Below are 12,493 nucleotides of genomic sequence, written 5' to 3'. Positions count from 1 at the left end.
GCGGTTGCTGACGTCTGTAAGCGCTGAGGGATGCCACTGCCTTCGTCTCTATTTGAGGCCTTACAGCGTATGGCCGCGCAACAAGCCTGGCAATATATTTATCCTGTCTGGTCCCGCCGTGCGCAGGGCCTTTCCATCGGCATCAACCTGCACCCGAATCAATGCTGCAACTGGCATTGCATTTATTGCCAGGTGCCGGGGCTGCATCGCGGCCCCTCCCCTGCCATTGACTTGGACCAACTGCAACAAGAATTAAGCGCCTGCCTGCACTGGCTAAGCCAGCACTTACACGCAGCAAAGCGTATATTGACGGAAGATGTGCAGGATATTGCCTTTGCCGGAGACGGCGAACCGACCACCTCGCCGCAATTTCCTGAAGCCTTGGCACTGGTTGAGCGGTTGTTGAGCCACAGAGCGCAAACAGACCGTCCGGCACGGGTCAGGCTCATTACCAATGGCAGCCAAATGCATCTGGCCACGACACAGCAAGCCTTAAAGGTACTGCAACAGATGGGGGGAGAAGTCTGGTTTAAGCTGGACGCAGGCAACGATGCAGAAATGCTGGCAGTGAATGATGCGCGTTTGCCACTTAGCCTGCATCTGCAACGGCTGCAGGCTTGCAGCATGGCTTGCCGGACTTGGGTGCAAACCGCTGTGATGCAGCGACGTATCGCGGACCAACTGGTCACCACCCCCGCATTGGCCGGCTATGTGCAGGCGTTGCTACCACTTAAAGAGAACATTGAAGGCATTTTGTTGTATGGCATCGCCAGACCTAGCCAGCAAGACACGCTGGCCAGCATTCAAGCACCAGACATCCGGCTGTTACAGCAGTATGCTGAGGCTTTGCGCACGCAGGGTTTCAACGTGCGCCTATTTGCCTAAACGCTGATCTCCTACCCGCAATGCTCGCGCCTGAATCAGGTCTTAGACGCGCGTCAGCGCTGAGAGACAGGCAGACAGTTTACTGTTCAGCAGGCTTCAGGCCGGTCTGCGCATGGTTACGCGCCTGGATGGCGGGCGCCATGGCATCTGTCTGGCCGTCTTGCGCTTGTGCATCCAGCGTCTTGTTGATTTCTATGCCCTTGCGGTAGTAATCATCAATCGCTGGATCAGGATGCGTAATCGCCAGATACAAGGTGATGAATGAAGCCACAATCACGGCAGAAGGGCCGCCTATAATCATCCAGACATAAGGGTTGTGATACCATTTTTTCTGGTCAACCGCTTTAGCGGCCGGTTTCTGCTGTGCTTGGTGTTGTGACAATCTTTGCTCCATTAGTTGCTCGGCACAATAAAGACCGACTTTTCTTTGACCGCTTCGCTGGTTTGTAAATCCGTCATTTCGAAAAAGATTTTATGCGAACCAGCTCTGGTGACCCCATCAGGCAACTCTAGCTCAATCACCACATTGCGTGTCTCAAACGGCCGCAAGCCTTTGAAGTCCTGGCTATTCTCGTCAGCAAAATGCACCACCAAGCCTTCGAGCCCCGTGACCTTCAATGCGTAGTCATGCACGGCTTCGGTATCATTTTCAAGCTTGAGGTTATACACGTTCTCAATCATGCCTTCATCAGTGTAGCGAGACATGACTGCACGATCACGTAACACATCCAGCCTGAAATCAGGCTTGAAGTAGAGACTGACCACCATACCGATGGTGAGCGCCAACAAAATCGTTGTATAAATAATCACGCGTGGGCGTAGCAAACGTTGCAGCATTTGCTGACGGCTCCAACGGTTGGTGATGCCGTTCTGCGTGGAGTATTTGATCAAGCCCTTGGCATAGCCCATTTTGTCCATTACATCGTCGCACGCATCAATACAGGCACCGCAACCAATACACTCGTACTGCAAGCCTTTACGGATATCAATTCCGGTCGGACACACTTGCACACAGATACTGCAATCAATACAACTGCCCAGGCCATTGGCATTCTCGCCAGCTTTTTTAGAGCGTGCACCACGCGGTTCACCGCGTGCCTCGTCATAGGTCACAATCATGGTGTCATCATCAAACATGGCACTCTGAAAGCGGGCATAGGGGCACATATATTTACAGACTTGCTCACGCATATAGCCTGCATTGCCATAGGTGGCAAAGCCGTAAAAGCAAATCCAGAACGTTTCCCAGCCACCCAATTGCCAGTTCACAATGTTGGGCACCAGCTCGCGGATGGAGGAGAAATAACCGACAAACGTCACGCCTGTCCACAAGCCAAAGGCGATCCAGGCAAACTGCTTGAGCGATTTGCGCGTGAGCTTGTTCAGATTCCATTTGCTATCATCGAGGCGCATACGTGCGATACGATCGCCTTCGATTTTATTTTCCATCCACATGTAAATCTCGGTATACACCGTTTGCGGACAGGTGTAGCCACACCACAAGCGACCGGCAATGGCCGTAAACAGAAACAGCGACAGCGCAGACACAATCAGCAAAAACGACAGATAGATCAAGTCCTGCGGATGAAAAATCAGGCCGAAGATATAAAAGCGTTTGGCATCAAGGTCAAACAGCATGGCCTGACGACCATCCCATTGTAACCAGGGTACGCCATAAAAAAACAGTTGCGTGGCCCACACCATGACCCAGCGCCAGTTATTGAACATACCGGAGACGCTACGGGCATAGATCTTATCTGCGGATTTATAAAGTGACAAAACCACCTCCTGTTCAGGGATGGTGGTTTTGTTCACAGCGTTTTGTTTAATATCGCTCATGGGTTATCTGCATTCGCCTATTTGTTGGAAAGACCCCAAACATAAGCAGTCAGCAGATGAATTTGCTCTGGGCTGAATTTTTCTTTCCAGGCTGGCATCACGTTGTTTTTACCTTCATGAATACGCTTGATGATCGCGGCTTCACCTTGACCATGCAACCAGATGTTGTCTGTCAGGTTAGGTGCACCAATCGCCTGGTTGCCCTTACCTTCTGGACCATGGCAAGCAGCACACACCACAAATTTTTCTTTACCGGCATTGGCACGACCAGAGTCATGAATACTGCCAGACAAGCTCAATACGTAGTTGGCGACGTTTTTCACATCTTCTTCAGAACCAACAGCAGCAGCCATTGGAGGCATGATGCCATTACGACCATTGTTGATAGTCAACTTGATCGTATCAGGTGAACCACCATACAACCAGTCATTGTCGGTCAGGTTAGGAAAGCCACGGCTCCCTTTGGCGTCAGAACCATGACAAGCAGCACAGTTGTTCAAGAAAATACGCTTACCAATGTCGCGGGCTTCAGGAATCTTGGCCACTTCTTCTACCGGCATGGCTGCATATTTGGCATACAGCGGGGCGATCTTGGCATTGTTCTTTGCCACTTCAGCTTCGTACTGCTTGACTTCCGACCAGCCGAACTTGCCATTGTAAGTCCCCAAGCCTGGGAACAGGTACAGATAGGTCAGGCCAAAAATTACGGTAATGATAAATAACCCTACCCACCACATTGGCAGCGGATTGTTCATCTCCTTGATGCCATCCCATTCGTGACCATTGGTGTTATCGCTATCCAAAGGCACTTTGACACGGCTTGCGAAAATCAGCAAACCGACACAGAAAGCAATCCCGCCCAAGGTAATGGTCGAAATCCAGATCGGCCAAAAACCATTTACAAAATCATTCATGATGTTTTCCTTAACCTTTCCGCGCAGTGTTTAGTCTTGGTCGAACGGCAGATTTTGCGCGTCCTTGAATTGCGCGGAGTTGCGATTGCGCCATGCCCAAATCAAAATTGCCACAAACAGGACGAAACTCAGTACTGTAAAAAATATGCGTAGTATGTTGATATCCATGGCGCGTCTCCTTATTTCAGGTGTGTACCCAACACTTGCAGGTAAGCCACCAGTGCGTCCTGCTCGGTTTTGCCTTTGATTTCATCCCCAGCAGCCTTGATCTGCGCGTCGGTGTATGGCACGCCAACTTTACGCAGTGCAGCCATATGGTCACCAATGGTTTTGTCGTCAACCAGGTTTTCTTCCAACCATGGATAGGCTGGCATGATGGACTCAGGAACGACATCACGTGGGTTGTGCAGGTGCACACGGTGCCAGTCATCACTATACTTGCCCCCTACACGGTGCAAGTCAGGACCCGTACGCTTACTGCCCCACTGGAACGGGTGATCATAAACATACTCACCAGCAACCGAGTAATGACCATAACGCAGCGTTTCAGCGTGGAAAGGACGAATCATCTGTGAGTGGCAGTTGTAGCAACCTTCACGCAGATAAATGTCACGGCCAGCCAGTTGCAACGCGTTGTAAGGCTCCAGACCACGGATAGGCTCTGTGGTTGACTTCTGGAAGAACAAAGGCACGATTTCGACCAGACCACCAAACGAGATCGTGATGAAGGTCAGCACGATCAGCAGGAAGTTGCTGGTTTCAATCTTTTCGTGAAAATTGCCACTATTGTTTTGATGCGTAGCCATAGTGAATTCCTTAAGCGTGAGCAACCACAGCTGGCACTTCTACAGTGACTGCTTTGCCGTTAGTTGCTGTTTTATATGTATTCCACAACATGATGATCAAACCGCTCATGTACAGGAAACCACCCAATGCACGTGTGAAGTAGTATGGGAACTTGGCTTTCACACTTTCAACGAAGGTGTACGCCAATGTACCGTCAGCGTTCATGGCACGCCACATCAAACCTTCCATCACACCGGAAATCCACAATGCAGCGATGTACAACACCACGCCGATGGTTGCCATCCAGAAGTGCACTTCAATCGCTTTCACGCTGTACATTTGTTTTTGACCAAACAAACGTGGAATCAGGAAGTACAGGGAACCGATAGACACGAAACCAACCCAGCCCAGCGCACCAGAGTGCACGTGACCCACGGTCCAGTCAGTGTAGTGAGACAAGGCGTTCACAGTCTTGATCGCCATCATCGGACCTTCAAAGGTACTCATACCGTAGAAAGACAGGGAAACGATCAGGAAACGCAAGATTGGGTCTGTGCGCAGTTTGTGCCATGCGCCAGACAAGGTCATGATACCGTTGATCATGCCACCCCAGCTTGGTGCAAACAGGATCAGAGACAACACCATACCCAAGGACTGTGTCCAGTCAGGCAAGGCAGTGTAATGCAGGTGGTGAGGACCCGCCCACATGTAAGTGAAGATCAGTGCCCAGAAGTGAACGATAGACAAGCTGTAAGAGTAGACAGGACGCTCGGCTTGTTTAGGCACAAAGTAGTACATCATGCCCAGGAAGCCCGCAGTCAGGAAGAAACCTACCGCGTTGTGACCATACCACCACTGCACCATCGCATCCTGTACCCCGGCGTAAGCAGAGTAGGACTTCATGAAACCAGCAGGAATCGCAGCACTTTCAACGATGTGCAACAAAGCCACTGCCAGAATAAATGCACCGTAGAACCAGTTAGCTACATAGATATGCTTTACTTTACGGATACCGATAGTACCGAAGAAGTTGACTGCATAAGCAATCCATACCAAGGCAATCAGGATATCGATTGGCCACTCCAGCTCGCCGTACTCCTTACCTTGGGTGTAACCCAAAGGCAGAGAAATGGCAGCAGCCACGATAACAGCCTGCCAGCCCCAGAAGGTGAAGCTGGACAACTTGTCGCTGAACAAACGTGTCTGACAGGTACGCTGAACAACATAGTACGAGGTAGCAAATAAAGCACAGCCACCAAACGCGAAAATCACTGCATTGGTATGCAGTGGTCTCAAACGGCCAAAAGAGGTAAACGGCAGGCCCAGGTTCAGCTCTGGCCACACCAGCTGGGACGCAATAATCACGCCCATCAGTGTACCCACAACACCCCAAACCACTGCCATGATTGCGAACTGGCGGACTACACTATCGTTGTAGGTCGCAGCCTTCACGGTTGCATTTTGCATGGATTTCTCCCAATGATTAAAACAAACACCCAACACTAAAAAAACTTCTAGTTGTTCACCCTGATATTCTCAGAGATGTCACAAATTTGATTTGACTCACATCAATACTGCTTAAGAATCCCCGTTCTTGCTTGAGAATTCCTAATCCTGCTCGAGAATTCTGGACCCCTCTTCCTCAAGGTCTTCAAATTGCCCGGTTTGAATGGCCCACCACAAGCCACCCAAAATCACAAACACCAGCAACACTGCCAGTGGAATCAGTAAGTATGCAATTTCCATTGAGCGATGCCTAACCTTTCTGCCAGGCCGACTTATCCCAGTCGGTCAATCGCAATGCATTTAACAGTACCAGTAACGAACTGGCCGCCATCCCCAACCCGGCTAACCAGGCAGGCAACAGCCCCATAATCGCCAAAGGCACACCGGCCGCGTTATACAACGCCGCCCACAACAAATTCTGTTTTACGATGAGGATGGTTTTTTTGCAGTGTGAAATGAGCGAAACCAGCACGCCGATATCATTGCCCAACACTACCATATCGGCCTGTGCCTGCGTCAAAGGGACGCCGGAACCCATTGCAATAGAAGTATGCGCTGCTGCAATGACAGGGCCGTCATTCAAACCATCACCTACCATCAACACTTTCCGCCCCTGTTGTTGCAGCTGCTTGACATGCTGCAGCTTATCTTCTGCTTTTTGTAACCCTGCGGCTCGCTGGATACCCAGTTGTGATGCAAGGTTTTTAACGGCCGCTATTCTATCACCAGATAACAGTTGAATATCAAGCCCGGATGCAATTAATTGTGAAACAGCCGCCTTGGCGTGTGGCTTCACTTGCTCAGACAACGCTAATGTCGCCAACATTTGGCCATTGCTAGCCAGATAGACCACTCGCAACGCCTCGTGTTCCGGCTTGACCGTGATCCCGCAAAATTCAGCATTGCCCAATTTTAATGGCATGGAATCACCAGACTGTGTGATCAAGGTCGCAGACATGCCACCCCCCACAATTTCTTGCCAGTCCTGCATCTCCAGCTGGTCACTCGCGTCTTGCCGGGTGGCAAATACATGCAAGGCCTGCGCCACCGGATGCAGGGAATCACGGCTCATGCTGGCAATCACATCCAGCAACCACTGATGGTCTTGTCCGGCGGCCATTTCGACCGCGCTGACCTCTTGCAAGCTCTCGGTCAGGGTTCCGGTTTTATCAAATACAATGGTGTCAATTTCGCTGAGGGCCTGAATCGCCTGCAGACGGCGGATCAGCACCCCGCCTTTGGCAAAGGTACCCGCACTGGCCAGCATGGCCGCAGGCGTTGCCAGCGACAAGGCACAAGGGCAAGTCACTACCAGCACCGCCACTGCTGACATAATCGCTTTGGCCGGATCGGTGGTCCACCAGAAAACCAAGGCATACAGCGCGGCCAGCAGCACGCCCCACAAGAAGGGTTGCGCCACTTTATCAGCCAGCAAGGCGATGCCAGGTTTCTCGGTTGAAGCAGAGGCCATCAGGTTCACCAGCGCATGATACTGCGTACCCTCCCCCACCTGCTCCACCTGCATTTCAATCGCCGAAGTCAGGTTACCCGAACCGGCAATCACAGTCGCACCGGCAGGTTTCAATACTGGATCTGACTCGCCAGTCAGCATGGATTCATCGGCACTGGTATTGCCTACCAGCACCTTGCCGTCGGCGGCAAACACTTCACCAGGGCGCACATATAGCACATCACCCACATTGATATTGCTGGCGGCGATTTGCACCCACTCGCCTGCTTCATTCTTCTTGAGAACCGCATGTGGCAAGCGACGCATCATGTTTTCCAGCGCGCCTGCCGTGCGGTTGCGCAGCTTCACATCCAGCCAGCGGCCAACCAGCAAAAAGCTGACAAACATGGTCAGAGAATCGTAATAGACCACATCGCCCCACCAGCCACCCGGCACAAATGTGGCCAGCGTACTCATGATAAAGGCAGCCAATATGCCCAGTGACACCGGCACATCCATACCTAACTGGCGTTGCTTGAGACTGTTCCAGGCTTGGGAGAGAAACGGCGTCGCAGAAAACAGCATCACGGGCAGTGTCAGCACCCAGGACGCCCACTTCATCAACTGCACCATGTCAGGCGCCATGTCATTACTGCCGGTCCAATAAGTCGGATAGGCATACATCATGACCTGCATCATGCAGAAGACGGCGACCACCAGCCGCCACAGCATCTTGCGCTGCTGCACGGTTCTGTCGCTGATGGCGTTGTATTCGTTAAGCGGAAGCGCTGGGTAGCCAATCTCGTTAAGACCGGCAAACCATTGCGAGGGGGAGGTTTGATGCGCATCCCATACCACACGGACGCGCTTGGAAGCGGCACTGGCATGCACAGCCAGCACACCACGCATTTGTTTCAATGTCTGCTCAATGCGGCCGCTGCAGGCGGCACAATGCATGCTATCAACCCAGACATGCGAGGTCCACACCTCGTTGGCAGAAGCATCACGCTGACTAAACCGCTCCCACTCGGACTGGACATCCAGCCCCTGCCAGGGATTTGCACTGCTCACTGCTAAAGGGGTTGCCATTGGGTGATGGAGCATCCGTGAAACAATCTATAACTTTATATTATATGATTGAATATAATATAAATCAATGTGTTAGCGAACTTTTCAAGCCGTCATTAAAGCAGCAAACGATCTTCTCTTTGTTGATTTGGCGCAAACATCGCGTCCATGACAGCCCAAGAAAACCGCCTGATGCGCATGCAACCATTATTTCACACGCATCCCCGCTTGCGCACCACTGTCAGGTGAGAGGATATAAGGCCCACCCCGCTCATCGCTGGCGGCCAGCACCATGCCCTCACTCATGCCAAACTTCATTTTGCGTGGTGCCAGGTTAGCCACCATCACAGTCAACCGCCCCACCAGCGTCGCCGGGTCATAAGCAGACTTGATACCGGCAAACACCTGACGCGGCTTCTCTTCGCCAATATCGAGTTGCAGCTTGAGTAACTTCTCTGCACCCTCTACGTGCTCGGCGTTGACAATTTTTGCAATCCGCAAATCCACCTTGCCAAAGTCATCAATCGAGATATACGCACCCTCTTCTGCCGCCTTGGCTTCGGCTTTCGCTTCTACCTTTACTTCAGCTTTGGCAGGCGCTGCCGCTTGCAGGCTTTCTTTATTGGCTTCCACCATGGCTTCAATTTGCTTGGCCTCCAAACGCGTCACCATATGACTATATGCCTGGATTGTTTGCGCAGCCAGGCCTTGGTTCACATGTGACCATTGCAAGGCTGGCACGTTCAAGAAAGCCTCCACCGCACTGGCGATATTTGGTAACACCGGCTTCAGATAAATGGTCAACAGGCGGAACATTTCCAGCGCATTACTGCAAATGGTATGCAGCTCAGCCGCCTTGTTTTCGTCTTTAGCCACCACCCACGGCGCCGCTTCGGCGACATAGCCATTCGCGGCATCGGTCAGCTTCATGATTTCACGCAAAGCACGCGCAAAATCACGCGCGGCATAGGCTTCGGCAATCACAGGCGCGGCGGCGCGCATTTCATCAATCACAGCATGCTGCGCTGCAATCACTTGGTGATCGAATTTTTTGGCAATAAAGCCGGCCGTGCGGCTGGCGATATTGATATATTTACCCACCAGATCACTATTCACCCGGGCAACAAAATCTTCCAGGTTGAGATCGATATCTTCCATGCTGCCATTCAGTTTAGCGGCATAGTAGTAGCGCAAGTATTCAGGATTTTTGACATGTTCGAGGTAGCTGCGAGCCGTGATAAACGTGCCGCGCGACTTGGACATTTTTTCGCCGTTCACAGTCAAAAAGCCATGCGCAAACACCTGCGTAGGCGTGCGGTGACCGGAATATTCCAGCGTGGCTGGCCAGAACAAGGCATGAAAATACAGGATATCCTTGCCGATAAAGTGATACAGCTCGGTCGAAGAATCCTTTTTCCAGTACTCATCAAAGTCCAAACCAGCTTTGGCACACAGATTTTTGAAGCTGGCCATGTAGCCAATTGGCGCATCCAGCCAGACATAAAAATACTTGCCTGGCGCATCCGGGATTTCAAAGCCAAAATAAGGCGCATCGCGCGAAATATCCCAATCGGAGAGCTTATTCTCGCCCGCCTCGCCTACCCACTCGCTCATCTTGTTAGCCGCTTCGGCCTGCAAAGTGCCAGATCGTGTCCAGTCACGCAAAAAGTCTGCACATTCACTAAGCTTGAAGAAGTAGTGTTCGGTCTCTTTGCGTACTGGCGTCGCACCAGAAACGGCAGAATAGGGATTCAGCAAATCGGTCGGGCTGTAGGTCGCACCGCACACTTCACAGTTATCGCCATACTGGTCTTTGGCGTGGCACTTGGGGCACTCGCCTTTGATAAAGCGATCCGGCAAAAACATACTTTTCACCGGGTCAAAATATTGCTCTATGGTTTTGCTGGCGATTTTGCCGTTGGCCTTGAGCGCCTTGTAAATGCCAGAGGCCAGTTCGCGGTTTTCTTGCGAGTTGGTGGAATAGTAGTTATCAAACTGCACCAAAAATTCGGCAAAATCCTGGCTGTGCTCAGCGTGGACTTTCTCAATCAACGCCTCAGGGGTAATGCCCTCTTTTTCAGCACGCAACATAATCGGCGTGCCATGCGTATCATCCGCGCAAACATAATGCACGGTATGCCCCTGCATCTTGTGAAAACGCACCCAGATATCGGTTTGAATGTATTCAACCAAATGGCCCAGATGGATACTGCCATTGGCATAAGGCAAGGCGGAGGTCACCAGAAGTTTGCGTGTCATGTCAGCCAGATCAAAATAAAACGACTATTTTAGCAAACCATGCAGCATTTCAGCGATGCCAGCGGCAGATAATGTTTGTGAGCAAACCGGTCATCACTCCCTGGCTCATTTAAACCAACATGGTTGATATCAACCATATCTTCACAGCCAAAGTCACAGCTTGAATTTATAAAATTCATCAAAAACAACAAGTTAGCCCATGCTGGCTACACGGTACAATCCTTGCCTGATGCCAAACAAGTTCACCTTACTGGCAAATTCGCATGTTATGGCATGGCATTAATCTTCATTGGGCATATAGCACGTTGCTACCCGGCATCCGCCGTAAAACGCAATGCCAGCATCATGCCAAGGATATTTTGCATGATGGCTTTCTGCGCTTTGCCCTGACCACCAGCCCCAACCGCGGGCAAGAACCGCATGCCTATTTGCGCACCATCGTACAAAATCTGCTGCTTGAGCATTACCGTAAAGAACGTTATTTTGCCGAGTATCAGCAACAGGCAGACTTGGAAGAACCCGTCACGATTTCCGTCGAACATCTGGCAGACATCAAACAACGGCTGGAACTGGTCACCCAAATCATTCAGGACCTACCGCCCAAATGCCGCCAGGTGTTTGTCATGTACCGCATTGAAGGCCATGCGCAAAAAGACATTGCAACGCAACTCAACATTAGCCTCAACATGGTCGAACGCCACCTGATCCGCGCCTTGCTAGACCTGCGTGCGGCGCGCGAGCAGTTTCTCAAATAAGCGCATGTCGGCCCATCAAAAAATCGCTGAGACAGCTGCCCGCTGGTTTATCCGCATGCAAGAAGCGGCACCAGACGCGCCGGAACGCAGCCAGTTTGAAGCCTGGCTCATGCAAAGCCCATTGCATCAACAAGAATACCGTAGCATCAGCGAAGCCTGGCAAGGCATAGACTCGGTTACCGAACTGCAATCGCTGGCTCAGGCCAAACAGGCTGATGCTTTCTTCAAACAGAGCGAGCGCAAAAAATCGCGGCAAAAACTGGCTGGCACGGTGGCCAGCGTGGTCGCGGCGCTGTGCATAGGCTGGGCAGGCTTGCACCAATATCAGGTTTGGCAAAGCACGCCCACGCTACAACTCGCCGCGCAAACCACCACCGCCCAACTCAGCACACAAACGCTGGACGACGGCAGCCGTGTCACACTCAATGCCAACTCGCGTATTGAGATCAAGTACTACCGCAACCAGCGTCACATTGACCTGCTGCAAGGTGAAGCCGTGTTTGAAGTGCAACCAGACCGTGACCGCCCGTTTGTAGTAGAAACCCAGCGCCTGAAAGTCACCGTACTGGGCACACGCTTTGCCGTCAACAAACTCAAACAGCTTGAACGTGTCAGCGTCGATCACGGCAAGGTACAAGTGCTCAACAAGCAAGATCAGCAAGGCCTCATCCTGCAAAATAACCAGGTCGCTGAAATCAACCAGCACGGCCTGCAAGCTCGCCCACAAGTGAGCGGCCAAGACTACTTCCGCTTTATTAGCGGCACCTTGGTATTTAATCAGGCCTCTCTGTCAGAAATCGCCGAAACCCTCTCCCGCTATCAGCCCCAACCCGTCACCAGCGATGAGCGTTCCAGCGAAAAAATCAGCGCCGTGGTCGCCATTAAAGACAGCAACAGCTTTATCGCCACCCTGCCCCGCATCGCCAATGTGAGTGTGCACCGCAGCCCAGAAGGTATTCAACTAGAAACTTACCCCGCAGCCAAATAAGCCAATCGCACATCATTACATTTTTTTCAATCAACATATCAGG

Annotated in this window: 12 protein-coding genes; 3 read left to right on the top strand and 9 right to left on the bottom strand. The window is 51.6% G+C overall.

All coding sequences use genetic code 11. The features are described from left to right. Positions 1-30 precede the first annotated feature (30 nt). Entirely contained in the window at positions 31-885 is an 855-nt protein-coding gene (locus tag ACT53D_RS02790; protein ID WP_476154377.1) for a radical SAM protein, read from the top strand. A gap of 79 nt (positions 886-964) precedes the next feature. Here the strand turns inward: ACT53D_RS02790 and ACT53D_RS02785 are convergent, their stop codons facing one another. The 9 genes from ACT53D_RS02785 to metG form a co-directional block, all read right to left on the bottom strand. Beyond that, on the bottom strand, positions 965-1,186 hold the full coding sequence (locus ACT53D_RS02785; RefSeq protein ID WP_228518788.1) for a FixH family protein: 222 nt from the start codon (positions 1,184-1,186) through the stop codon (positions 965-967). A 92-nt stretch (positions 1,187-1,278) separates the two neighbouring features. Further along, positions 1,279-2,724 (bottom strand): cytochrome c oxidase accessory protein CcoG, encoded by a 1,446-nt coding sequence (gene ccoG, locus ACT53D_RS02780; RefSeq protein ID WP_476154375.1) that lies wholly within the window; start codon positions 2,722-2,724, stop codon positions 1,279-1,281. A 17-nt stretch (positions 2,725-2,741) separates the two neighbouring features. Next, the gene (gene ccoP, locus ACT53D_RS02775) at positions 2,742-3,638 is read right to left on the bottom strand and encodes a cytochrome-c oxidase, cbb3-type subunit III (protein ID WP_194747958.1); all 897 of its coding nucleotides are present in this window, start codon (positions 3,636-3,638) and stop codon (positions 2,742-2,744) included. Positions 3,639-3,668: 30 nt separating this feature from the next. After that, a complete protein-coding gene (locus tag ACT53D_RS02770) occupies positions 3,669-3,806 on the bottom strand; it encodes a cbb3-type cytochrome oxidase subunit 3 (RefSeq protein ID WP_194747960.1) in 138 nt (45 codons plus the stop codon). A gap of 11 nt (positions 3,807-3,817) precedes the next feature. Then, entirely contained in the window at positions 3,818-4,444 is a 627-nt protein-coding gene (ccoO, locus tag ACT53D_RS02765; protein WP_194747962.1) for a cytochrome-c oxidase, cbb3-type subunit II, read from the bottom strand. Positions 4,445-4,454: 10 nt separating this feature from the next. Continuing rightward, a complete protein-coding gene (ccoN, locus tag ACT53D_RS02760) occupies positions 4,455-5,891 on the bottom strand; it encodes a cytochrome-c oxidase, cbb3-type subunit I (RefSeq protein WP_194747965.1) in 1,437 nt (478 codons plus the stop codon). A 141-nt stretch (positions 5,892-6,032) separates the two neighbouring features. Then, positions 6,033-6,170 (bottom strand): cbb3-type cytochrome oxidase assembly protein CcoS, encoded by a 138-nt coding sequence (gene ccoS, locus ACT53D_RS02755; RefSeq protein WP_194747968.1) that lies wholly within the window; start codon positions 6,168-6,170, stop codon positions 6,033-6,035. 10 nt (positions 6,171-6,180) lie between these two features. After that, positions 6,181-8,469 (bottom strand): heavy metal translocating P-type ATPase, encoded by a 2,289-nt coding sequence (locus ACT53D_RS02750; RefSeq protein ID WP_476154372.1) that lies wholly within the window; start codon positions 8,467-8,469, stop codon positions 6,181-6,183. 186 nt (positions 8,470-8,655) lie between these two features. Then, positions 8,656-10,707: a methionine--tRNA ligase gene (gene metG / locus ACT53D_RS02745; protein WP_476154370.1), complete on the bottom strand. Its 2,052-nt coding sequence runs from the start codon at positions 10,705-10,707 to the stop codon at positions 8,656-8,658. Positions 10,708-10,970: 263 nt separating this feature from the next. Between metG and ACT53D_RS02740 the strand changes: the two genes are divergently transcribed. Both ACT53D_RS02740 and ACT53D_RS02735 read left to right on the top strand, forming a co-directional pair. Then, on the top strand, positions 10,971-11,462 hold the full coding sequence (locus ACT53D_RS02740; protein ID WP_194747977.1) for an RNA polymerase sigma factor: 492 nt from the start codon (positions 10,971-10,973) through the stop codon (positions 11,460-11,462). Positions 11,463-11,466: 4 nt separating this feature from the next. After that, positions 11,467-12,450 (top strand): FecR family protein, encoded by a 984-nt coding sequence (locus ACT53D_RS02735; protein WP_476154368.1) that lies wholly within the window; start codon positions 11,467-11,469, stop codon positions 12,448-12,450. Positions 12,451-12,493: the final 43 nt, after the last annotated feature.

Source organism: Methylophilus sp. DMC16, from assembly GCF_056314045.1.
The sequence above is the reverse complement of the archived record's forward strand: the minus strand, read 5'-3'. Positions and strand labels throughout refer to the sequence as shown.